The following is a 24,120-nucleotide window of genomic DNA, read 5'->3' as shown; positions in this document are numbered from 1 at the left end:
ATTTAAAGGTTAGCGCTAATAGAAAAATTCGCCTACCCGCAAAACTACTAAACCATGCCTGGTAGTTTTGCAAATAGGCGAATTTATTACTGCGGGGGCGGCTAAGCTTAACCCTAATTAGTTAATAATTATTTTTCTGATTTCGCTGTAACCATCCGATTGTATTTTAATGTAATAAAGCCCACTGGGTTCTTTGGTCAGGTCAAGTACTTTCCGGCTCGTTTCGTTGTCGCTCAATACCTCGCGGTAAATAATGCTGCCAATTACATTTACTACCTGAAGTTCGGTTTTCTTTCCTCTAAAGCCAGTTAGTGTCAGGTTTATAATACCCGTGCTGGGGTTAGGATAAACATCTATCTTTTTATCATCGTTATCAGCCGCCCGATTAAAAGGGCTGCTTTGCGGCGCGCTCTTTGTTACCTCCACTTCGGGGGCAGTTTGGGCAAAGCCCACCGAACCCATTACGATATATGTAAAAACCAGTAGTAATTTTCTTTTCATACAACAAAATCAAATTCATTCAACTCATAACCTTGTTCAGTTTTGCTAACGTGCTAAAAATTACTATGGTTTTGCTTTTATTCATAAAAGTGGTAGCTTTTCTCTTTAATATGTTGTATTTTATTAATAGCAGGATTGTATTATCGAAAATTCTAAAAATATAAGCATTGTGGGGGGCGGCTTAGCCGGTTTGGTTAGTGCCATAGCTTTAGCCAAAGCCGGCGTACCGGTTACTTTGTTCGAGCGGAAAAAATACCCTTTTCATAAAGTTTGCGGCGAATACATTTCCAACGAAGTACGGCCTTATCTGGAAAGTTTAGGCGTAGCGATAGATGCGCTGGGGCCAGCCCACATAGATAATTTTCTACTGAGTGCGCCCTCGGGTAATGCCTTAACCTCGCCGCTGGATTTAGGCGGTTTTGGTGTTAGCCGCTACACCTTAGATAATTACTTGGTGCAAGTGGCCCGCGAAGCCGGTGCCGTAATCCGGGAAGGAACCACGGTGCAGGAACAAGCTTATGAAAAAAATAAATTCCGGCTGAAACTTGCCAGCGGCGAAGAACATGCTACTGATTTGGTGCTAAACGCCTACGGCAAACGCAGTAACTTAGACCGCCATTTGCAACGGCAATTTTTCCGGCGCAGTTCGCCTTACATTGGGGTAAAATACCATGTCCGTTTTAATCAGCCTAAAAATTTAATTTGCCTGCATAATTTTAAAGATGGCTACGCCGGCATTTCGGCCATAGAAGCAAATAAATATTGCTTTTGCTACTTAACCACCCGCGCTAATTTAAAAGCCAGCGGCACCATTGCTCAAATGGAGCAAAATATTCTTTCGCAAAACCCGCATTTAGCAAAAATATTCCGGGAGGCCGAATTTTTGTATCCGCAGCCCGAGGTAATTAACGAAATATCTTTTGCGCCCAAAACCTGCGTAGAAAACCACGTACTTTTTTGCGGCGATGCAGCCGGGTTAATTACGCCTTTGTGCGGCAACGGCATGGCCATGGCTATACACGCTGCCAAAATTGCCAGCACCTGTGTACTGGAATATTTATCGGGCCACCTGGATCAAGACCAACTCGAAAAAAAATATACCCGGCTATGGCAGCAGGAATTTAGCCGCCGGCTGCAAACTGGCCGGCTGGTGCAAGGGCTGTTTGGCCGGCCCGTGCTAACCGAAATGGTCTTGCATACGTTTAAACAGTTTCCGGCCGGAGTTCGCTTTTTAATGAAACAAACCCATGGCAAGCCTTTTTAATGCTCCTGCATTTCTTAATTAAAAACATTAATTGTTTGGTCCGGTTTAAAATATCTGTTTAAACAAATAAATATTAATTTGCTTATTATAGCAAGATGAAGAGTTATATCTGTGCCATAGGTACGGCCAACCCGGCTGTGTGTATACCCCAAATGCAAATTGCCGGCTTTATGGCCGATGCCTTGGGCTTTGATGCGGCGGAAACCCGTAAACTACAAGCCTTATACCGGGTATCGGGCATAGAACAACGCTTTACGGTGCTCGACGATTACAGCAAAGCAGTAGGAGATTTTACTTTTTTCCCGAACACCGCCGATTTGGAACCGTTTCCGACGGTAAAAAGCCGGATGGCCTTGTATAAGAAAAATGCCCTGGATTTATCGGTGGCGGCTATTCTGGATTGCCTGAGCCAGATTCCGGAAGTAACCCTTGCTTCTATTACCCACCTGATTACGGTTAGCTGCACCGGCATGTACGCCCCCGGCCTGGATATTGAGATTCTGGAAGAACTGCTTTTGCCCAGCACTATTCAGCGCACCGCTATTAATTTTATGGGTTGTTACGCCGCTTTTAACGGCTTAAAAGTAGCCGATAATATTTGCCAGTCCGACCCCAAAGCCAAAGTTTTGGTAGTTTGTACCGAAATTTGCACCATTCATTTTCAGAAACACAAAGAACCCGACCACCTGGTTTCGAATGCTTTGTTCGGCGATGGTGCCGCAGCCGTACTCATGCAGGCCCGCCCCACTGAGAGTACCTGTTTGCAAATAGAATCTTTTCATTGCGATTTGGTACCGGCCGGTAAAAAAGAAATGGCCTGGCATATTTCGGATTTTGGTTTCGAAATGACTTTATCGTCGTACGTACCCGAAATGATTAAAAAAGGAATTGGGCAATTAACGGCCAATTTACTCGCCAGTTTAAAAACTAATTTTTCCGATATAAATTTATTTGCCATTCATCCGGGTGGGCGCAAAATATTAGAATGCATTGAGCACGAGCTGGGCATAACCAAATACCACAACCGCTTCGCCTACGATATATTGCGCTATTTCGGTAACATGTCGTCGGCTACGGTTTTGTTTGTACTGAAAGCCATGCTGGAATCTTTAACCGAAGAACACCACAACGAGCCCGTCCTGAGTTTTGCCTTTGGCCCCGGCCTTACGTTGGAATCGATGTTAACGCGGGTACATTATGTTTAAACACCGCTCCCAGGAACCAGAGCTGATGGATGACCTGAACCTATCGGGCGAGGCGCTGCGCAAAAACCTGGATGAGTTAGAAATTATTAACCATTGGTTGGGCGGCAATAAAGTAGTAACCAGTGCTCTAAACAAAGTAATTCGTGAACCGACTGGCACCAGCAAAATTAAGCCACCTATAAAAATTGCGGATATTGGTTGCGGCGGCGGCGATATTTTAAGAGTGGTTGCCCAATGGGCCAAAAAACACCAACTCTCCGTAGAACTTACCGGCATAGATGCCAACGATTTTATGGTAAACTACGCCCGGCAAAAATGCCGCAATTATGCCAACATTAATATTCTGCAGGAAAACATATTTGAGCCAACATTTCAGGGGCGGAAGTTTGATGTTATTATTTGCAGTTTGTTCTGCCACCATTTTACGGATGAACAGTTGCAAAACATGTGGTCGCAATTATACCGGCAAGCTAACAAAGCAGTTATTATTAACGATTTGCACCGGCACCCATTGGCGTATTATTCTATTAAATATATTACCAAGCTTTTTTCGGGATCTTACCTGGTAAAAAACGATGCGCCACTATCGGTACTGCGGGCTTTCCGGAAAGCTGAAATACAGGTAATATTAGCTAAATCCAATATAAATAAATATACCCTGCAATGGCAATGGGCATTCCGGTGGCAATTAATAATGCATAAATAACTTTATTATTTAGCTGATTTATACTAAATTAGATGCAGAAACATTCGCAGCAATGCCTTAACCCATGATAAAGCGCTCGCTCTATTTCTGGCTTTTACTTTTTTGTTCTTTATTTATTGCCTCCCTGCTTATTGCTTTTGCTTTTAAAATAATGAAAGCCGTATTTTTTCTGCTGCTGTTAGCGGTACTTACGCCCATTATTTACGTCTTGCTCAAATCTTTAATTTCTTCTAATAACCCTAATGGTCGTTCCGAAAAGTTAAAAAGCCGGGATTAAGCAACTAAAAATATAAATATTGCGCCAGCCGGAAAGTATTGGCGTGGGCTTCTACAATATCGGCTATTTTTTCGGAGTAGCCGCCGCCCATGCTTACCGTTACGGGTACCTGGTGCTGCCGGCAGGTTTCCAGCACCAGCCTATCGCGTTCTTTGCAGCCGGCCATGCTCACTTTTAAGCGGCCCAGTTTATCGGTAGCCAGAATATCTACACCCGATTGGTAAAACACAAACTCCGGCTGCACCTGGTCAAATAGCCGGGGTAAGTTGGCCTGCAATATTTTTAAATACCCCTCATCTTCCAGGCCATCGGGCAAAGGCACATCTAAATCCGATTGTTCTTTATGAAAAGGATAATTATGGCCCGAATGCATACTAAACGTAAAAACCCGTGGCTCTTGGGCAAAAATTTGTGCTGTACCGTTGCCCTGGTGCACATCTAAATCTATTACCAGAATGCGCGAAATATTATGATGCTTAAGTAAATAGTTAGCCGCAATAGCAATATCGTTTAACAAACAAAAGCCTTCGCCGCGGTTGGTAAATGCGTGGTGCGTGCCGCCGGCAATATTCATCCCAATGCCAAACTCCAGGGCAAAGAGCGATGCTTGTACCGTACCATTCATAATAATTATTTCGCGCTGTACCAAACCCGCCGATAACGGGAAACCCGTTTTCCGGATTTCGGAAGGGGTTAATTGCAAATGGCTTAAACGGCGCCAGTAGTCGGCATCGTGCGTGAGCAATACTATTTTTTCATCGAGTGGCTCCGGCGAAAAAAGATTGGCGGGCGTAATCGTACCTTCGTACAATAACTGCTCGGGTATTAATTCATATTTTAACATCGGAAACCGATGCCCGGGAGGTAGCGGGTGGGCATACTGGGCATTCCAGGCAATTTTAAGCATGTAAAAGCATATTTCTAGCAGTACAAAATAAAGCAATATTTGTTTTAATTCTTTCGGCTAACACTCAATCTGTAATGCTTTACCCGCGCCGGAATTAAGCTTTTGTAGGCAATAGATTACCAGAAATCAGAATATTTCAGCCTAAAAACGGCATAAATGCTTAGTTATGCTGGTTTTTATATTCTTCTTACTATTTTCATCGTTTAAATAATATTCCGGCATTTTTATTGTAACGCAGGTTAACTAAAAGGCCGTAATATTTAGTACAAATTAATATTCTCCATTATGAAAAAGTCACTTTTACTTCTTTTGGCTGTTCTTTTTATTTCGGGCGCAGAATTAGCGCTTGCCCAAACCGAAACCAGTACGCAGGCCGCTTCCCAGAATTTGCAACCGTCGCGGCTAAAAGATGGCTACGCCATGCACCAGGGCAAAATGGTACAAATTAAAAATGGCCAAATAACCCCGCTTACCCAAGATGCTACTTTACCAAACGGCACCAAAGTTCTGCGCGATGGCACGGTAATTATGCCGCGTAAAAAACGCCAGAAAATACAGGAAGGCTATGTTTTAAACACCGAAGGCCAGATTGTAATGTTGGAATATGATATGTTCCGGTACGATGTTATTCAGGACCACGCCCAAAAAACCGTAGGCAATACCGCTACCGAATTATTAGTAACTGATAAAGGCCTGGCCGTATCACCTAATTCTACCGAAGCCGAAATGTTTAACCGCAAAGTAGCCATTATAAACGAGCGCAATGCCTTGGTTAAAGAAAAAGCCGTTTTGCTAAACAAAGCCAAGAACGTGAAAGAACAACAAAACAGCCCCGCTATAAAAAAAGTAGATGAGCAGTTGCAGAAGCTGGAGCAGGAGCTTAAACAAATAGAAGAAACGCTGCAAAAGAAATAAATTTCATTAAACCAAAATTAAAGAGCCCGGTTGTTTTAAACCGGGCTCTTTTTATTTAAACTTACTGTAAACGAAGCAATAGCGCTTTTTAATGGCTTGATTTTTGAGTTAATATTTTTTACTAAATTACCTACCTGCTAAATAGTTAATCTTTTTTTCTGGCTGCAAGCAACCAATTAGGCAAATTGGGAGTCGTGGTAGTAAGGGCTTACTTGCGGGAAAATAGAATTAAATGCCTGAATATTATAAATCAGGGGGTTACTACGTGTGCATTAATGTTTAGAAATTTTTAAAAAAATAAAGCCGATGAACTTTATTTTTTAATAAACTTTTTTAAACCCATTGCTTTTTTAATAATACTTACATAAATTTGAATAAAGACAAAACTGTTTTTACGATAAACCTTTTAAACTAACCGCATGATATAAAGCTCTACATTAATCCTTATGTAGCTTTAAAATGAATATTATACAACTAAGCGATTCCGCTTTGGTTTCGCTCTATATTTCAGGTAACGAAAACGCCTTTGAGCTTTTGGTTAACCGCCATAAAAATAAAGTTTATACTACTATTTTACTGATTGTTAAAGATACTGAAACAGCCGAAGACCTGTTGCAGGATACCTTTATCAAGGCTATTCATACCATGAAAAGTGGTAGGTATAACGAAGAAGGCAAGTTCTCCTCGTGGATCTGCCGGATTGCTCATAACCTTGCAATCGATTATTTCCGGAAAGAAAAACGCAATCCGATGATAAATATCGAAGATAACGGCAATATTTTTAATACGCTGTCGTTTTCAGAAGAGTCAATCGAAGCATTGCAGATTAAAGAGGAAACGCATGATCGTCTGCGGGAATTAATTCAGCAATTACCGGAAGCCCAAAAGGAGGTACTTATTATGCGGCATTACGCCGATATGAGCTTTCAGGAAATAGCCGAAACCACAGGTGTTAGCATTAATACCGCCTTAGGCAGAATGCGGTATGCCCTCATTAATTTGAGAAAGAAAATGACTAACCCTCAAATCTATGATAAAAACCTTTACTCAGAATGAACTGGTTCAGTATGTATACAACGAGCTGAACGGAAAAGCTAAAGCACAACTGGAAACCCTTCTCTTACAGGATCAGCACCTGGCCGAGCAATGTGCCGAACTTTTAATTGCAAAAGCCAACCTGGAACTATTTGAAAAAGGGCCGCGCGAAAAAACCATAAGTGCTATTTTAAGTTATTCCAAAAATTTAAGTTTGCAGCATTAAAAGCTGCAAACTTTTTTTATGCGCAAACCCGAACGCTTTCAGCACTTAATTAATTATTTCACGTCTAATTTTCCGGAAGCCGAAACCGAGCTGCAGTACGGCAATGCCTACGAGTTGCTGGTAGCGGTGGTACTGAGTGCCCAATGCACCGATAAACGGGTAAACATGGTTACCCCGGCTTTGCTGGAGACTTATCCCACGCCCGAACACCTGGCCGCGGCTACGCCCGAAGAAATATTGCCTTACATTAAAAGCATTTCTTACCCCAACAACAAAGCCAAACATTTAAGTGGCCTGGGTAAAATGCTGGCCGAGCAATTTAATTCGGAAGTTCCCAGCACCATAGAAGATTTGCAGAAGTTACCCGGTGTGGGCCGTAAAACCGCTAATGTTATTGCTTCGGTTATTTACAACCAGCCGGCTATGGCCGTAGATACGCACGTGTTCCGGGTTTCTAAACGGATTGGCTTGGCTACAAAAAATGCCCATACGCCCCGCTCGGTAGAAAACCAACTGATGAAATATATTCCCACGGACCTGGTGCCAAAGGCGCATCATTGGCTCATTTTGCACGGTCGTTATATTTGCGTTGCCCGCCGCCCCAAATGCGAGGAATGCCCGCTCACTTTCTTCTGTGAGTTCTACCAAAAATATTACCCCAACTTACCCGACGACCCCGAAAACAAACTATAATATTGCATGAGCGAAGCAGTGATTGTGTGGATTTACCAATAATTTATAGTTGGGGAATCCGGAAAAATATCTTTAAATAAGATTAGTACTCTCCTTCTTCATTTGGGTTCCTGCATGCGTACCCATACCTTTGTAAACTTAATCGGCCCTTTACCTATCAATTATTAAATATTCACACATTCACTCTTTAAAAGAATTCTTCCTTCAAATCTGTGTGCGGCATTAATTTAATTATTGATAAAAAAGGTAAAACTTCGGAAGAGGCTATCCGGCAAATGACGGCGGCCACCCGCCACCGCGGACCCGATTATTCGGCCTTACAAGTTGACCCGTACGGTGCCGGCTTAATTTATTTCGGGCACAACCGCCTTAAAATTATTGATCCTTCGGATGCGGCCAACCAGCCTTTTCTATCATCGGATAAACGCTACCTGCTGCTGTATAATGGCGAACTGTACAACTACCGGGCGTTAAGAAAACTATTGCAACAAAAAGGCTGCGTATTCCAGACCGAATCTGATACGGAAGTTGTTCTGCAAATATTAATTCGGGAAGGTCAGCAAGGTTTAAGCCAGTTAAACGGCATGTTTAGTTTGGCCTTTTACGATCGGCAGGAACAGCACCTGTGGCTGGCCCGCGACCGCTTTGGCATTAAACCCTTGTACTACGCCGAAACACCGGATTATTTTATAGTTTCTTCCGAAATAAAAGCCATTATATGCTCCGGGTTAATTCCGAAAGAACTAAATGAAGCCCAACTGGAGCATTATCTTTACTATAAACACGCGGCCAAACCCCAGACTTTTTACCGGCACATTCACGAGCTGAAAGAAGGCACCGCTTTGTATTACGCCAACGGCAAAAGTAACTTGGTAGCTTTTACCGGTCCCAAACGCTCTACCGTTAAAGCCGACAACCCCACGCAGCTGGTGCATTACACCGAAAGGTTATTAATGGATAGCGTAGAAAAACATTTGGTAGCCGATGTACCGGTGGGTTTATTTTTGAGCGGCGGCATTGATTCTACGTTGCTGCTGGCATTGCTGCGCAAAGCCGGTCACCGGCATTTTCCGGCTTTTACCATTGCGCACCAAACCGCCGAAACCTCTTTTGGTACCCAGGATGCCCACTTTGCCCAACGAGCCGCCCAGCAGTACGACGCTAATCATACCGTTTTCGAGATTAGCGATGCGCTTTTAACCGAAACCGATAATTTTGTGGAAGCCCTGGACCAGCCAATTGCGGATGGCGCGGCTTTGTTAACGGCTTATTTATCGAGCCAGGTAAAGCCCCACGTAAAAGTAGCGCTTTCGGGTGCCGGTGCCGATGAGTTATTTGGCGGGTACAACCGCCACTGGGCGTTTTACAAATATTTACAAAACCAGGGCAAATCGTTGTTATTTAAGCAAGTAGCCAAGCCTTTGGTGCCGCTATTTCCTACCGGTTTCAGCCATCCGCTACGAAAAAAGTTTCTGTTGTGGCACAAGCTGGCACATAAAATTCAGAAGAGCCCGCGGCAAACTTTTCTTAATTTCACGGCAATGGATTATCGCTTGCAGCAGCTACTCCGCCAAACCGGACCCGCTTCTATCGCCAACGGTCAGGCCCCAACCGAAAATATTGACTGGCTCCGCTGGTGTTTGCGCCACGATCAGCATCATTACCTAATATCCGACGTATTAGCCCTAACCGACCAAGCTGCTATGCAGCATTCTTTAGAAGTAAGAACGCCTTACCTCGAAAATAACCTGCAATTATTTCTGGCCGGCTTGCCGCAGGAAACTTTATTCCGGCACGGGCAAAAATGGGTATTAAAAGAATTGCTCGCGCAGCACCAAGGAAAAGAATTTATCCGGCGCTCGAAAGAAGGTTTTGGCATGCCGCTGGGCCTATGGCTACGTAAACCGCAAAACCAATATTTACTGGCAGAGCTGCAAAACCCGGAACACCTAGTTTTTAATTATATTGATTTTGGCGGTACCCAAACGTTATTGCAAAAACACCTGCGGGGCCGCCACGATTTTAGCACCGAGATTTGGGCTTTAATTGTACTGGCCAAGTGGCTGGCACATAATTTTGGCTAATGCACATTCTTTACATTCATCAGTATTTCCGGAAACCAGAACAAGGCGGCGCACTGCGTTCGTATTATTTAAGCAAAGCCTTGGTAGAGGCCGGCCATACCGTAGAACTGATTACTGCCTCTAACGGACCCAAATATTACCAGGAAAATGTAGCGGGCATACAAGTGCATTATTTGCCGGTGGCTTACGATAACAGCTTCGGCTTTCTTAAACGAATTGGGGCCTTCCTAAGCTTTACTTTCCGGAGCATCAAACTTGCTTTTAGCCTGAAAAATATTCAATTATGTTACGCCACCTCTACCCCGCTCACGGTTGGTTTAGTAGCAATAGCTTTAAAGAAATTCAGACAGATTCCTTTTTATTTTGAGGTGCGCGATTTATGGCCGGAAGCGCCCATACAATTAGGCTATATCCGGAATATTTGGGTGCAACACTTGCTGTATATTTTTGAGCATTATATATACCGGCAAGCTGATAAAGTAATTGCCTTATCGCCGGGTATATTAGAAGGCATTAAGTCTTATAAATCTTCGCAAGAAATATTCCTGTTACCCAACATGGCCGATTGTGAATATTATACGCCGGTTACTCCTACCCGGAACAGCTTTAATGAACCTTTTAATATTTGCTATATCGGTACTTTAGGCCGGGCTAACCGGGTAGCCTTTTTATTAGAAGCTGCCTATGCCTGCCAACTAAATGGCTTAACGCAAGTAAAATTTATGATTGCGGGTACCGGTGCCGAAACAGCAGCATTACAGAAACTGGCAACAGATTTAAAACTGGAAAATATTACATGGGTCGGCCACCTGAACCGGGACCAGGTACGGCAATATTTAGCCTTAGCCCATGCCACTTACACTTCTTTCGATACCAAACCAATCCTGCAGACCAACAGTCCCAACAAATTTTTTGATTCGCTGGCAGCCGGTAAACTAACCATTGTAAATACCACGGGTTGGCTACAACACCTGGTAGAAGAACATTATTGCGGATTTTACGCCGACCCCACGAAGCCGCAAGACTTTGTAGAGAAGCTCATGCCTTACCTGCAAAACCCAGATTTACTTCTGGAAGCTCAACAAAATGCCCGTCGATTAGCTGTAGAAAAATTTTCCCGCGGGAAAATAGCCCAGGAGTATATTCAGCTATTCCCGAAAGTAAATTAATTTAAGTCTTTTAGAGCCGAATTTAATTCCTCTTGGGCTTATACTTCGATTGGGTAAATATTTGCTGCGCGTTGTCGTTGGCCATGAGTTGGGGTAAGGTTACCTGCGGATTTTCGGCCATGTATTTCTTTACAATTTGCCAGCCTACCCAAGTGGCAATCCGGCCGGGGCAACGAGCGCTTATTTCGGGAACGCTGGGGCGCTCGCCGGTATATTTATTTACTTTAAAATGGCTGGTTTCAAAGAGCAAGCTTTTCTCTACAAAATGGGCCCATATTTTACCCTCGTTGTAAGTTATATCGGCCATTTGCTGGTCGGTGTAGCCTATAATTAAAGAATCGGGCGTGCAAGGCATCATCTGTTTGGTAAAATAATAAGACTTGCCGTAGTTCACCATTTCGGCCAGCATGGTATTCTGCTGGTCGGTTTTGTTATACTTCGACGATATTAAGGTTACCAGTGCCGGCGCCATATTTTCTTTTTCGTAGCGCGTTAAAATATAATCGGGCTGTTGGGGCCGAAAGCTGGCGTTTTTACCGGCAAAATAATCCAGGCCAAATATTACCAGGCTATCCGACAAAAATATATCCGGGCCTAATAAGCCGCTTACAAAAGTTTTTACTTGCGGCACCGTAAACTGCGGGTAATAATATTTCAGGTGCTTAAAAGCATTGGTCAAATCTTGTTGCACACTGGCCATATCACCAAAATGCTGTTCGGTTTCCTTTACAAACTTCTGCAGGTTTGGCTCCCAAATAAGCTGTAATAAAGAACCAACCAACTGCTCCTGGCCGGGGTATTCGCCGCGCTGTAAATATTTGTCGGCAAAAACCGGGTGCTGCTTTAAAAAAGCGGTTACCTCTTTTTCATCTTTTAACGCATAAAAAGTTCGTTCCAATCGTTCTAAATCAACGTTAACATTAATTTTGGCAACTGCTGTGTTTATTTCACAGTTTTGTTTACCACAACTTAGAATAAATAAGAGAGTAAAAAGAAGTGCTATTGGTTTACGCATGAAGTAAGTACATTTGAGCAAAATTAGAAACGTTTTTTGTAACCGTATAAATATTAGCCCTGTTATTTAATTTCTTATTCTATGAAAAAAATCTCTTTAGCTGTATTATTTTTCTTAATTACCGGTACTGCCTTTGCCCAATGGGAAATTGGTATAAAAATAACGCCCTCTATTGCTACCAACCGGGTAGTAGCACCAAAAGAATTTGGTTTTAAAAGTCTTAATGCCAAAACGCATTTTGGTGGCGGCGTAATTGCCGATTATTTTTTCCGGGAAAATTACGCAATTAGTACCGGACTTATTTACAATACCCGCGGCGCCGGCGTTTCTTACCTAACTCCTAATGGTACTGCTAACCAAAAGAGTTCCGATGAATTTGCCATCCAGTACCTGGAAATACCGGTTACCCTTAAATTATTTACAAACGAAATTGCCACCGATATGAAGCTGTACTTTCAGGCAGGTGGCTCTTTAGACCCGCGCATTACCGCCAAAGTAAATAACGAAAAGCTGGCCAATAACAACGAAAAATATACCCGCCATTTTAATATTTTAGATATTAGTGTGTTGCTGGGCTCGGGCGTAGAAATGCAGTTAGGCGAAAGCACCAAAGTTTTTGGCGGTTTATCTTACCACCGCGGCCTGATAGACGTAGACAATTTTTACGAAAACCGGGGCCAGTTTAACAACAACAATATTGCTATAAAAAATACTTATGTAGCCCTGGACTTAGGCTTAAAGTTTTAATACCAGTTTTATACTACAATTAAAAAGCCCGTAATAAAAATTATTACGGGCTTTTTGTTATTTACCAGTTAGTTATTAAGCAGTTTCTACCTCCACCAGCTTTTCGGGCATATTATTGGGTTCTAAATTAGTAGCGTGCAATTCAATTTCTTCGCCCCGCTCATCTAACACCCTAAAATCGGTAATTCCCAGCGATGTATCCTGCACAAACTTTATCCATTTGTAATATTTAAAATACATCTTTAACTGCTTGGATACCAAACCTTTGGTATAATAAGAATATACAAAAGGATGTACGTACAACGTTAAATCTTTCTGATTCTGGACCGTTATCATATCATCAATCGCGGACTCAATCTGGTCGGTTACCAGAATACTGGCGGTAATTTTACCGGTACCGCCGCACGAAGGGCAAACTTCGCCGGTTACAATATTTTGTTCGGGCCGTACCCGTTGGCGGGTAATTTGCATTAACCCAAATTTCGAAATCGGAAGCACCGTCGATTTAGAGCGGTCTTTCTTCATTTCTTCTTTTACTACATCAAAAACCTTTTGCCGGTTTTCAGCCGATTTCATATCAATAAAATCGGTAACAATAATGCCACCTAAATCCCGGAGCCGTAATTGCCTTACTACCTCACGGGCGGCGGTCATGTTTACACTTAGCGCGGTGGCTTCCTGGTCGGTTTCTGAATTAGATTTATTACCGCTGTTTACGTCTATTACGTGTAAGGCTTCGGTATGCTCTATAATCAGGTAACCGCCTCCGGGTATGCTCACTGTTTTACCAAAAAGCGACTTTAATTGCTTTTCAATGCCAAAGTGTTCGAAGGTTTTCACCTTACCGGTATAATGCTTTAATATTTTGGCTTTATCCGGGGCAATTTTGTCAATGTAAGTTTTGATTTCCTCGTATAGTTGCGGACTATCCACGACAATACTATCAAAACTCTCGTTTAAAATATCTCTCAGTATGGAGGACGAGCGTCCTAATTCGCCGATAACTTTATCGCGTTCTTTTGCTGTTCTAAGTACCCTTACCCCTTCATCCCAATTAGCGACCATGCTGCGCATGTCCTTATCAAGCTCAGCCACTTCTTTGCCTTCGGCCACAGTCCGGATAATAACGCCGAAATTTTCGGGCTTTATAGACATAATAAGCCTTTTGAGGCGAGTCCGCTCTTCTTTGCTCACTATTTTCTTCGACACGCTCACCGTGTTGGAGAAAGGAACGAGCACCAAATACCGACCCGCCAGCGACAGCTCACAGGATAAACGGGGGCCTTTCGTAGAAATTGGTTCTTTTACAATCTGAACCAAAACCTGCTGGCCTTTTTTAAGCACATCCCCAATTTTACCCGTTTTATCTATTTCGGGCTCAAACTTAAAACCGTTAAGTCTGGCCAGTGTATTTTTCTGGGTTTGGGTAGTTTTAACAAATTTATTAAGCGATTTTATGTGTTCGCCTAAATCGTGATAATGTAAAAATGCGTCTTTCTGATAACCAATATCAATAAAAGCAGCATTTAAGCCCGGCATTACTTTTTTAACGGTGCCCAGAAAAATATCGCCAACGGTGTAATTGGTATCGTTCCGTTCGTGGTGAAATTCGACCAGGCGTTTGTCCTGTAACAGGGCAATCCGTTCTCCATCTTGAGTAGAATTTATAATTAATTCGTTACTCAATGTCGTAATGATTTATGTATAAAAGAAAATACTAAAACCCACGATTGCCTCAGCAACGTGGGTTATAAAGAAAATAACCGCAGGTTACTTCTTCTTATGTCTGTTTTTTCTTAGACGTTTTTTTCTTTTGTGGGTAGAGATTTTATGTCTCTTTCTTTTTTTTCCGCAAGGCATAATTTAAATGTTTTTTGTTTAAAAATTTATTTTTGTTCGGGAGCCGGCTTTATACCTTGCTTCCCTGATATTATTTTAGTTTTTCTAGCTCCGTATCAATAGAAGATTGGTACTCCGGATTATCATCTAGTTTTTTAGCAGCGGTAAATACCTGCCGGGCTTCTTCTTTTTTACCAATTTCGGCCAAAGATACGGCCAGGTAAAAATTACCCTGCACATGCTTGGGATTTACTTCTACCAGGTGCTGAAACCGCTCCACGGCCTTATCGTACTGCCCCGACTGAATAGATAAAATACCCAGGTTAAACAAAGCTTTCTCGTTGTTTGGGTTGGTGGTAATTACCTCTCTAAGCAACTGAATTCCTTGCATGGGCTGTTCGCCGGCGGCAATGTAGGTCATGGCCAGGTTAGTTTTAGCATCCAGGTTAGCCGGATTATTCTGCAACACCTTGTTATACAATCCCTGGGCTTTCTGGCCTAGTTCTTTTGTCCGTTCTTCGGTGGCGGCAAAACTAAAAGCTTCAAAATATTGATCGGCTGCTTTCTGGTAATTTTTCTCACCCGGGCGGGCCGCTGCAACTTGCTCATAATAATATCCGGCACTGTCAAACTTCGCGATGGCGGTATACTGGGCGGCAATCTGCTCTGCCAGCTTTACCTTATTGGCATCATCTCCTGCTTTGCGGTAATCGGCTAACAAAGATTTTAATTTGCCCAAAGCCTCCGGACTAGCCTTTGTGTGCGCAGCCGAAGCTTCAGAACCATCACTATTATGCAAATGGCCTTCGTGTTCGTCGGTTGCTTCGCCGGCAGCTTTATCGCGGTTGGCTGTAGCAGTAGCACCCGATAAGGCAGCGCCTGTTTCTTTATCTATAATGACTTTAGGCAAAGCAAACAAAACCACCAACAATACCAAGGCGGCAACAACAACCAATATTTGTACTCGGATAGTTTTCAGATTATTCGGAAATTATTAATTTACAATGGGTTACAAATACAAAGGTAGCAAAAACTAAGAAACTACTTCCGTTTTAATTTTTTTGCTGTTCTTAATTTTCTGAACAAAAGATTTGGAAGGTTTGAAGCTTGGTACGAAATGCTCATCTATAATAATAGAGGTGTTTTTGGAAATATTCCGAGCCACTTTTTTAGCACGTTTTTTATTTATAAAACTACCAAAACCACGCACATAAATGTTATTCCCGTTCGACATAGAATCTTTAACTACTTTAAAAAAGGCTTCTACTGTTGCCTGTACGTCAGCTTTTTCGATTCCTGTTTTGTCCGCAATCTCTGATATTACTTCTGCTTTAGTCACTTTACTGTATCAGTTAAATAGGTTAATATAAAATTTTACTTTCTCGTTTAAGACGATAACGATTTGTTTATTAGCTTTAAACGGGGGACAAAGGTAGCTTCATTTCTGAAGAACTAAAAACTATTTAATTAAAAAAATAACCAGGTTCGTATTTTACCCGCTACAAGAACCTAAAATTATACTTTTCGAATATACAGCATGAATTCTCCGGAACCCCATTTTTTTGCCACTGCGCTTATTACCTGGTATACACAACATAAACGGCCCTTACCCTGGCGCGAAACTAATAATCCTTATGCTATCTGGCTTTCGGAGGTTATTCTACAGCAAACGCGTGTTAATCAGGGCTTACCCTATTATCAAACCTTTGTCAGCAAATATCCTACCATAACCAGTTTGGCCAATGCTTCGGAAGACGAAGTGTTGCGCGACTGGCAAGGATTAGGCTATTATTCGCGGGCCCGCAACATGCATCATACCGCCAAATTTATTGCCGCCGAACGGAATGGCAACTTTCCAACTACTTACAATGAGCTTGTAAAACTAAAAGGGATTGGGCCTTACACGGCTGCGGCTATTGCTTCTTTTGCTTTTAAAGAGCCGGTGGCGGTACTGGATGGCAATGTTTTTCGGGTACTGGCCCGCGTATACGGTTTATCTGATGATATTGCCTCACCGGCCGGCAAAAAAGTGTTTCAGTTGCTGGCCGATTCGCTTATTTCCCGTACCGAGCCCGACACTTACAACCAGGCCATAATGGAGTTTGGGGCCATTCAGTGCACGCCTAATATGCCCGATTGTTTATTTTGCCCGTTGCAGCAAACCTGTTTTGCTTTTCTGAACGGACTGGTAGCAGCCTTACCGCATAAATCTAAAGTCAAAGCCAGTCGCGAACGGTATTTTCATTACCTGGTGCTGCAATATGAAGACCAATATTATCTGCGCAAGCGTACCCAAACCGATATTTGGCAAGGACTCTACGATTTTTATTTACAGGAAACCGACAATCCGGATTTGCCTACCGATATTTTAATGCTAGAACTGCAATTACTTACTGCAGCGGAAACTAAACCGGTTATAAAAGAGGTTTCTAAGATTTACAAACATGTGCTCACGCACCAGAAAGTATACGCTAAGTTTTATCTAATTCAGCTCCAAACCCGTTTAAGGAATGAGATAACCGAAAGTACGGGTTTAAGCCTTTTTTCTGTTAGCGAAATAGAGCAATTACCTAAAGCTATTATGATAGATCGGTATTTGAAAGCTACTGTTTTTTAATTATATTTACATTTAGATACTTAAACAGGATAACCTTAAAACGCTGAATAAATGGCAAGTATAAACAAAGTAATATTGGTTGGTAACTTAGGAAAAGACCCCGAAATACGGCATACCGAAAGTGGTGTGGCAGTGGCCCGTTTTCCGATAGCTACCTCCGAATCTTATAAAGATAAAACCGGCAACAAAGTAGAGCGCACCGAGTGGCACAATATTGTGGCCTGGCGCGGCCTGGCCGAAGTAGCCGAAAAATACCTGAAAAAAGGCCAATCGGTTTATGTTGAAGGCAAAATACGTACTAATAATTACCAGGATAAAGAAGGTATTCAGCGTTACAGCATCGAGATTGTAGCCGATAACATGACCATGCTGGGTGGTAGAGGCGAAGGCAGTAATGGCCAGAGCCAGAACAACGCGCAGGAAAACAGCGCCGGTTATAACAATGGCAACGCGGGTAAGCCCGAAATGAGCGCTGCTTACGAAAACGAACCGGACGACCTGCCGTTTTAAATTATTGTTGGACTAAAATTTTAAATTTGGAAAATACAGATGCCGGAGACCCTCCGAGTTATTTAACTTACCTCGTCTCCGCCTTATTCTCACCGTTTAGCCTGGATTTAGCCCTGGCGGCAACCGGCATTATTTTGTTATTGCTGCTTTCGGCGCTGGTTTCGGGTGCCGAAGCAGCATTTTTCTCTTTATCAGAAGCCGAACTGGCTACCTGTCGCCAACGGCCGCAGCGGTCTTATAAGCGCGTATTAGATTTATTGCAGCAACCGCGGCGTCTGCTCACCACCATGCTGGTAATCGATAATATTATCAACGTGGCGTTGGTTATCATTATTATTAACCTGGCTATTCAACTAAATGGGCGTAATCTGGGTTTCTCCACGGTTTTAACCATTGCCGTAGCGCTTACCATTGCTATTTCCTTTTTTGGCGAAGTACTGCCCAAAATCAGGGCTACCCGCAACCGCTTAACCACTGCTTGCCGAATGGCTGGCTTTCTGCACTGGTCTGATATTATTTTGGCGCCAATTTCGGGTTTACTATTAAGCCTAAGTAACCTGATTGAACGAAAAGTCCGGGCAAAACCAAACTCCGTTCGGTTAGATGAATTACAGAATGCCATTGATGCCTCTTTAACCACCGAAAACCGCGAAGAAAAAGAAATTCTCAAGGGTATTGTTAATTTTAGTACCACTACCGTAAAGCAGGTAATGCACTCGCGGGTAGATGTTATTGCCTTTGACATTAGCACTTCTTACGCCGATTTATTGCCCCTTATAAACCAATGGGGCTATTCGCGGGTGCCGATTTACTCCGAAACCGTTGATAAAATTGAGGGCATTCTGTACATAAAAGATTTACTGCAGCACCTGGATGCCGGTCCCGATTTTGCCTGGCAAACTTTACTGCGGCCACCTTATTTTGTACCCGAAAGCAAAAAAATAGACGACTTGCTGCGCGAATTCCAGGAAATGCACGTGCACATGGCCATTGTGGTAGATGAGTACGGCGGCACCGCCGGCTTGCTTACTTTTGAAGACATTGTGGAAGAGATTGTGGGCGAGATAAAAGACGAGTTCGACGAAGAAGAAGATGTGGAATATGCGCAGATTGATGAAAATACCTTTATTTTTGAGGGCCAAACATCGCTGAACGAATTTTGCAAAGTAACCGGTATAGATCCGGAAGTGCTGGAACTAGTCCGGAAAAACAACGAATCGGTGGGCGGACTGATGCTGGAATTATTCTCTAAAATTCCGCAGGAAGGCGAAGAAATAGAAATAGATTCCTATAAGTTTATTATTGAAGCAGCCGATAATAAAAGAGTAAAGCAGGTTAAAGTTTATGTGGGGGTTACAAAATAACTTTTTTAAAGTAAAATATTCTAAAAATATTGGCTGTCTGGTAATCTGCGTGGCCTCGTTGGTGGCTTGCGGCCGCGAAGATTATACGCCTAAGCCCAAAGGTTATAACCGCATCGATTTGCCTCCGGCCAAATACCAACCTTTGGCGCAGCAGCATCCTTACTGGTTCGAATATTCGGCCTACGCCAAAATATTGCGCGACTCCTCACGTACGGCCATGCCCCACTGGCTTAATATTTATTATCCGCAGTTTCAGGCCAACGTGCAACTTACTTACCGGCCCGTAAATAACGATAAGCAAATGCTGAATAAACTGCTCGAAGATGCCCGCACGCTTACCATCAAGCACCAGATAAAAGCCGAATCGATTGAGGGCGGCATTATTAAAACCGAAAATGGCATGAACGTTAATGTGGCCGAACTAACCGGCGAAGTTCCTACCCAGTTTCAGTTTTACGTAACCGACAGCACCAAACATTTTTTCCGGGGAGCCCTTTATTTCCGTACCGCTACCGCCAACGACTCGCTGGCGCCCGTTATCAACTACATTAAAAAAGACATGGTGCACCTGCTCAATACCCTTAAGTGGACGGAGTAATCAGAACAATTATGAATTAGAAATTAAAAATTATGAATTCTCGAATGGGAAACTTCAATCCTGTTAATATCCTCTTTTCTGATTCGAAAAAGAATTGAAGTCACCACGTTAATTAATCAGTTCAAAGTATCAAATTCATAATTTCTAATTCATAATTCATAATTTAAAGAGTGTCCGGTTTTTTTAATACAAAAATTGAATTCTTAAAAGGTATTGGGCAGCAACGAGCCTTGTTGCTGCAGCAGGAACTTAATATTTTTACCTACGGCGATTTAATTCAGCATTACCCTTTCCGGTATTTAGATCGTACCCAATTTTACCAGCTAGCCGAAGTCTACGAAGATTTACCCTATATTCAGGTTAAAGGCCGCATTCGCTCCAAAGAATTATTAGGCGACGGACGCAAACAACGGTTATCGGTAATATTAACCGATGCTTCCGGCGAAATAGAACTGGTTTGGTTTAAGGGCGTGAAGTGGATGAACACCAGCCTGAAAACAGGCATTGAATATATTGTTTTTGGGAAGCCCACCTTGTTTAACGGCCGCATTAATATGGCGCATCCCGAAATGGAAGAAGCCACGGAGGTAACGCAAGGCCAAAGCTATTTGCAACCGGTTTACTCCACCACCGAAAAACTTAAAAATCATCGCCTCGACAGCAAAGCCCTTTCCAAAATAATGGCCGAACTGCTAAAATTGGCAGCTCCCAATATTTCCGAAAGCTTAACGCCCGACTTGATTGACCAGTATAAAATGCTTTCGAAGCGGGAAGCTTTGCTGCAGGTTCATTTTCCGGCCAATACTGAAAAATTAAATGCCGCGCGTTTCCGGCTCAAGTTTGAAGAATTATTTTACGTGCAGCTAAAGCTGCTCCGGCAGAAAACCGTACGCAAAGCCGACCTGCGGGGACAAATATTTAAAAACGTACCTACACTTACCGAATTTTACAACCACCACCTGGGTTTTGACTTAACCAATGCTCAGAAAAGAGTAATAAAAGAAATTTACAAAGATTTATGCGCCGGCAAGCAAATGAACCGGCTGCTGCAAGGCGATGTAGGCAGCGGCAAAACCATTGTGGCTTTTTTAACGATGCTCATGGCCACCGACAACCAGGCGCAAGCTTGCCTCATGGCTCCTACCGAAATATTAGCCGACCAACATTACACCGGCTTAAAGCAGTACGCCGATAAATTAGGCATTAACCTGGGTAAACTTACCGGTTCCACCAAACAAAAAGACCGCCGCGTCCTTCACGAGCAATTGCAATCCGGCGACATGAAAATGATTGTTGGTACGCACGCCTTACTCGAAGATGTGGTGCAGTTTCAGAACCTGGGTTTGTGCATTATTGATGAGCAGCACCGCTTTGGCGTAGCGCAACGTTCTAAGCTTTGGCAAAAAAATCCGGCCATTATTCCGCACGTGCTGGTCATGACGGCTACCCCTATTCCGCGTACGCTGGCCATGACCTTGTACGGCGATCTGGACGTGTCGGTGATAGATGAATTGCCGGCCGGCCGGAAAGAGATTGTAACCGTACACCGCTACGATGCGCACCGATTACGGGTATTTGGTTTTATGCGCGAGCAAATTAAGGCTGGCCGTCAGGTATATTTGGTGTATCCGCTTATCGAAGAATCCGAAACCATGGATTACAAAGATTTAATGGATGGCTACGAAAGCGTAAAGCGGGCATTTCCGGAGTACGGCATTAGCATTGTGCACGGCAAAATGAAGCCCCAGGACAAAGATTTTGAAATGCAGCGGTTTGTTAAGAACGAGACCCAGATTATGGTGGCTACTACGGTAATTGAAGTAGGCGTAAACGTGCCCAATGCCTCGGTTATGGTAATTGAGAGTGCGGAGCGGTTTGGCTTATCGCAGTTGCACCAGTTGCGGGGCCGCGTAGGCCGAGGCGCCGAGCAATCTTACTGCATATTAATGACCAGCTACAAGTTGAGTAAAGAAAGTAAAATCCGCATCGAAACCATGGTGCGCACCAACAATGGGTTTGAAATTGCCGATATCGACCTGAAACTCCGCGGACCCGGTGATTTAATGGGAACCCAGCAAAGCGGCGTTTTGGATTTGCTCATTGCCGACTTATCGAAAGATGCCAAAATATTGCAGGAATCCCGGGCCGCCGCGCAAAGCATTATAGAAGAAGACCCGCAGCTACAGTTGCCGCAGCACGAAAACCTACGCCGGCATATCCAGTCGCTCAGCAGAAATGCCGTAAACTGGAGCCGGATTAGCTAACCCCCAATAAATTTAGTAGTTGTTATACTTAAGTGAAATCCGCTGAATATTACTTTCCTGAATAGACTTCGAATACACGCCAAGATTGGTGTTATGCGAATAGACTGGGCTATATAAACTTCTGGAAGGCTTACTGATAACCTGACTTTGTTTTTCCATTTTGCTAATAACTACCAAAACAATCAAAAGCAAAACTTTAAAAGCTAATTTCATAGTTTACAATATTTACCGATATGCTATTCATGTAGATAGAAATGTAAAGACTTAGTACTTCTTAAACCGGCTAAATTTACTTAAAACAATAACGCTTAACCTGGTTTCTGAAATATTACCTAAGTAATTGGCTCCTACAATCTTAGTATTCGTTTTACTTATATTATTATTTTAGATTAAATATATTCTTTACTGCTTTAGCAGGGCTTACTTTTACTGTTATCAAAAATAAATGTTACAAATATTTTAAGCTTAATAAATGTAATTTATTTTTTTCTCAACAGATAGATATATTATTTAACAAATTAACAATGTAAAATTTTAAAATCCTATTAGAAATAATAATTTTAATATCCTTACAAATAAAATTTAGAAAATTTTAAAAGCGTTTTTTACCAATTATCTTAAATAATACCTTTGCAAAAACAATTTTAAGGAGAAGTAGCTATGACGATGCGGTTTGGTATAAGTTTGCAGAAATTAATTGGGGTAGTAGCCGTGGTGCTGGCAAGTGTTAATTTCTCGGTGGCCCAATCCAGAACCCGTTCTATTCCATTTACTTATTTACCCGACCAATCCGAAGACCAGTATAACCAAAGAATAAAACAGAAAACATTACCGGTAGATGGTACGGGTTTTATTATTTTATCTAAAAAGACCGAAAGTATTTACGCGGTAGAGTTTTACACCAACGAATTAAAAAAAAGCTGGGAAGCAGCGCTGCCCCTATCAGCCGCCGAAGAAGTAGAAGCTTTTACCCGCAACGATAATTATGCACTGGTAATAATTCACCGGAAAAACCAGGAAACCGGCCTGCAGAACTTACTCGGCTACACCATTGATTTAAAAACCGGAAAAAAATCGGAGAACAAGAAACTGGCCGAAGCGCCCATTAAAAGCCGCCGCCTGGGTGTGGCCTTTTCCGAAGATGGTACCAAACTGGTTACTTACAATTATTTGCAGCAGCAGGCTGGGTTAAAAGCCATTCAGGCTACTATTTATGATGGCAATTTAAACAAGGTACAGGAACGCACTTATGGTTTTCAGGATTTAGTTGGTATCCAATCGGCTAATGTTAAAATAGATAATGCGGGGTTCCAATACGTTGCCCTCATTAACAACAATGCCACCAAGCTTTCGGTACGGCGCTATAGCCAAACAGGCCCCGAAATAAAAGGCATGGACATTCAGGTGGGTGGCGTTTTTGAAGGCAAAAAAGTTTACATTTTAGATACATTCTTCGCTTTGCAGCAAGACAGCAGCATGTATGCCGCCGCTACGGTTGCCGACGAGAAAACGGGCGATTTCTATAGCCTGAAAGTAATTAAATTTGATTTTGCCTCCGGCGAAATGAAGTACGCGCCTGAGTTTAGGTTTACACCCCATTATCTGGCCGATATAAATAAACTTAATAAATCGGGTACCCCGCCGGTAAAACGCTTATCCGATATTTATCTCTCGGATATTGTGGTAAGTCCGGAAAAACACGTGCTGGTGCTGGCCGAAAAAAAGTACAACGAAGGACCGAAGTTGCCTTTTGCCGCCCGCGAAATACATTTATTTACCTACGACGAATTTATGAACCCAACCTGGCACTCCATCCTGAATAAAAGCCAGGTAGCCCCGGCATCGGAAGGGTTTACGGGTATTTCGTACAAGGCCAACGTAAATAGCAACGAATTACAACTGATTACCTTGGAAACCCTAAACAACAAAACCGATTTGTTTAGCCGTAAAATAAATATTAAAGACGGCACCACTGCTGCCCCGCAGCCATTAAAGCTAAATGTCTCTGCTAATAAGCCCTTGGCTTACCTTAAAGATTTTACGGCTTGGCTAAACGACAATACGCTAGTAGCTGTTTTTAAACCCTCCCGTAAATCCAAAGCCCTTCAGCTAACCCGAATAACCATTAAGTAAATATTCTTTAATAAAGCCAGCTAATACAGGTAGCTGGCTTTATTAAAGAAT

At 42.7% G+C, this 24,120-nt stretch carries 23 protein-coding genes; 17 read left to right on the top strand and 6 right to left on the bottom strand.

All coding sequences use genetic code 11. From position 1 onward, the window contains the following. Positions 1 to 117: 117 nt before the first annotated feature. A complete protein-coding gene (locus tag F0145_RS15845; RefSeq protein WP_150089649.1) occupies positions 118 to 501 on the bottom strand; it encodes a T9SS type A sorting domain-containing protein in 384 nt (127 codons plus the stop codon). Positions 502 to 640: 139 nt separating this feature from the next. Here F0145_RS15845 and F0145_RS15840 point away from each other — a divergent pair, with 139 nt between their 5' ends. From F0145_RS15840 to F0145_RS15825, 4 genes are all read left to right on the top strand, one after another. Next, positions 641 to 1,765 carry an NAD(P)/FAD-dependent oxidoreductase gene (locus tag F0145_RS15840; RefSeq protein WP_317133184.1) on the top strand — a complete coding sequence of 375 codons (1,125 nt, stop codon included), beginning with the start codon at positions 641 to 643 and terminating at the stop codon, positions 1,763 to 1,765. Positions 1,766 to 1,860: 95 nt separating this feature from the next. Next, a complete protein-coding gene (locus F0145_RS15835) occupies positions 1,861 to 2,970 on the top strand; it encodes a type III polyketide synthase (protein ID WP_150089645.1) in 1,110 nt (369 codons plus the stop codon). Beyond that, entirely contained in the window at positions 2,963 to 3,676 is a 714-nt protein-coding gene (locus F0145_RS15830; RefSeq protein ID WP_223816112.1) for a methyltransferase domain-containing protein, read from the top strand. Before F0145_RS15835 ends, F0145_RS15830 begins: the two co-directional genes overlap by 8 nt. 64 nt (positions 3,677 to 3,740) lie before the next feature. Beyond that, entirely contained in the window at positions 3,741 to 3,953 is a 213-nt protein-coding gene (locus tag F0145_RS15825; RefSeq protein WP_150089643.1) for a hypothetical protein, read from the top strand. Between the two features lie 4 nt (positions 3,954 to 3,957). On the opposite strand, the gene F0145_RS15820 is transcribed toward F0145_RS15825, so the two are convergent. After that, positions 3,958 to 4,860 (bottom strand): histone deacetylase family protein, encoded by a 903-nt coding sequence (locus F0145_RS15820; RefSeq protein ID WP_150089641.1) that lies wholly within the window; start codon positions 4,858 to 4,860, stop codon positions 3,958 to 3,960. A 285-nt stretch (positions 4,861 to 5,145) separates the two neighbouring features. On the opposite strand from F0145_RS15820, the gene F0145_RS15815 reads away from it, so the two are divergent. The 6 genes from F0145_RS15815 (at position 5,146) to F0145_RS15790 (ending at position 10,982) form a co-directional block, all read left to right on the top strand. Then, a complete protein-coding gene (locus F0145_RS15815) occupies positions 5,146 to 5,775 on the top strand; it encodes a DUF6799 domain-containing protein (RefSeq protein ID WP_150089639.1) in 630 nt (209 codons plus the stop codon). A gap of 459 nt (positions 5,776 to 6,234) precedes the next feature. Further along, entirely contained in the window at positions 6,235 to 6,831 is a 597-nt protein-coding gene (locus F0145_RS15810) for an RNA polymerase sigma factor (protein WP_150089637.1), read from the top strand. Beyond that, on the top strand, positions 6,806 to 7,036 hold the full coding sequence (locus F0145_RS15805) for a hypothetical protein (protein WP_150089635.1): 231 nt from the start codon (positions 6,806 to 6,808) through the stop codon (positions 7,034 to 7,036). Before F0145_RS15810 ends, F0145_RS15805 begins: the two co-directional genes overlap by 26 nt. Positions 7,037 to 7,054: 18 nt before the next feature. Then, positions 7,055 to 7,729 (top strand): endonuclease III, encoded by a 675-nt coding sequence (nth, locus tag F0145_RS15800; RefSeq protein ID WP_150089633.1) that lies wholly within the window; start codon positions 7,055 to 7,057, stop codon positions 7,727 to 7,729. A gap of 212 nt (positions 7,730 to 7,941) precedes the next feature. Then, positions 7,942 to 9,813 carry an asparagine synthase (glutamine-hydrolyzing) gene (gene asnB / locus F0145_RS15795; protein WP_150089631.1) on the top strand — a complete coding sequence of 624 codons (1,872 nt, stop codon included), beginning with the start codon at positions 7,942 to 7,944 and terminating at the stop codon, positions 9,811 to 9,813. Further along, entirely contained in the window at positions 9,813 to 10,982 is a 1,170-nt protein-coding gene (locus tag F0145_RS15790; RefSeq protein ID WP_150089629.1) for a glycosyltransferase family 4 protein, read from the top strand. Before asnB ends, F0145_RS15790 begins: the two co-directional genes overlap by 1 nt. Before the next feature lie 22 nt (positions 10,983 to 11,004). On the opposite strand, the gene gldB is transcribed toward F0145_RS15790, so the two are convergent. Continuing rightward, on the bottom strand, positions 11,005 to 11,997 hold the full coding sequence (gene gldB, locus F0145_RS15785; RefSeq protein WP_150089628.1) for a gliding motility lipoprotein GldB: 993 nt from the start codon (positions 11,995 to 11,997) through the stop codon (positions 11,005 to 11,007). A gap of 81 nt (positions 11,998 to 12,078) precedes the next feature. Between gldB and F0145_RS15780 the strand changes: the two genes are divergently transcribed. After that, a complete protein-coding gene (locus tag F0145_RS15780; protein ID WP_150089626.1) occupies positions 12,079 to 12,744 on the top strand; it encodes a porin family protein in 666 nt (221 codons plus the stop codon). Between the two features lie 75 nt (positions 12,745 to 12,819). On the opposite strand, the gene F0145_RS15775 is transcribed toward F0145_RS15780, so the two are convergent. The 3 genes from F0145_RS15775 to F0145_RS15765 form a co-directional block, all read right to left on the bottom strand. Next, a complete protein-coding gene (locus F0145_RS15775) occupies positions 12,820 to 14,430 on the bottom strand; it encodes an Rne/Rng family ribonuclease (protein WP_150089624.1) in 1,611 nt (536 codons plus the stop codon). Positions 14,431 to 14,674: 244 nt separating this feature from the next. Beyond that, a complete protein-coding gene (locus F0145_RS15770; RefSeq protein ID WP_223816111.1) occupies positions 14,675 to 15,538 on the bottom strand; it encodes a tetratricopeptide repeat protein in 864 nt (287 codons plus the stop codon). Positions 15,539 to 15,616: 78 nt separating this feature from the next. Then, complete coding sequence (locus tag F0145_RS15765) at positions 15,617 to 15,922, bottom strand: HU family DNA-binding protein (protein ID WP_150089622.1); 306 nt, start codon at positions 15,920 to 15,922, stop codon at positions 15,617 to 15,619. Positions 15,923 to 16,120: 198 nt separating this feature from the next. Between F0145_RS15765 and mutY the strand changes: the two genes are divergently transcribed. The 6 genes from mutY to F0145_RS15735 all read left to right on the top strand — a co-directional run bounded on the left by mutY (position 16,121) and on the right by F0145_RS15735 (position 24,069). Further along, positions 16,121 to 17,200 (top strand): A/G-specific adenine glycosylase, encoded by a 1,080-nt coding sequence (gene mutY / locus F0145_RS15760; RefSeq protein WP_150089620.1) that lies wholly within the window; start codon positions 16,121 to 16,123, stop codon positions 17,198 to 17,200. Positions 17,201 to 17,251: 51 nt separating this feature from the next. Then, entirely contained in the window at positions 17,252 to 17,710 is a 459-nt protein-coding gene (locus F0145_RS15755; RefSeq protein ID WP_150089618.1) for a single-stranded DNA-binding protein, read from the top strand. Positions 17,711 to 17,736: 26 nt separating this feature from the next. Further along, positions 17,737 to 19,074 (top strand): gliding motility-associated protein GldE, encoded by a 1,338-nt coding sequence (gldE, locus tag F0145_RS15750; protein ID WP_223816110.1) that lies wholly within the window; start codon positions 17,737 to 17,739, stop codon positions 19,072 to 19,074. Further along, complete coding sequence (gene gldD, locus F0145_RS15745; RefSeq protein ID WP_150089616.1) at positions 19,055 to 19,672, top strand: gliding motility lipoprotein GldD; 618 nt, start codon at positions 19,055 to 19,057, stop codon at positions 19,670 to 19,672. The genes gldE and gldD overlap by 20 nt, the downstream gene beginning before the upstream one ends. A 170-nt stretch (positions 19,673 to 19,842) precedes the next feature. After that, positions 19,843 to 21,936 (top strand): ATP-dependent DNA helicase RecG, encoded by a 2,094-nt coding sequence (gene recG, locus F0145_RS15740; RefSeq protein WP_150089613.1) that lies wholly within the window; start codon positions 19,843 to 19,845, stop codon positions 21,934 to 21,936. 660 nt (positions 21,937 to 22,596) lie between these two features. Then, complete coding sequence (locus F0145_RS15735; RefSeq protein WP_150089611.1) at positions 22,597 to 24,069, top strand: hypothetical protein; 1,473 nt, start codon at positions 22,597 to 22,599, stop codon at positions 24,067 to 24,069. Positions 24,070 to 24,120: the final 51 nt, after the last annotated feature.

This window comes from Adhaeribacter rhizoryzae (assembly GCF_008629685.1).
In the GTDB taxonomy this organism is placed as follows: Bacteria; Bacteroidota; Bacteroidia; order Cytophagales; family Hymenobacteraceae; genus Adhaeribacter; species Adhaeribacter rhizoryzae.
Note: the sequence above shows the minus strand (reverse complement) of the source record. Positions and strands in the feature narration are given on the sequence as shown.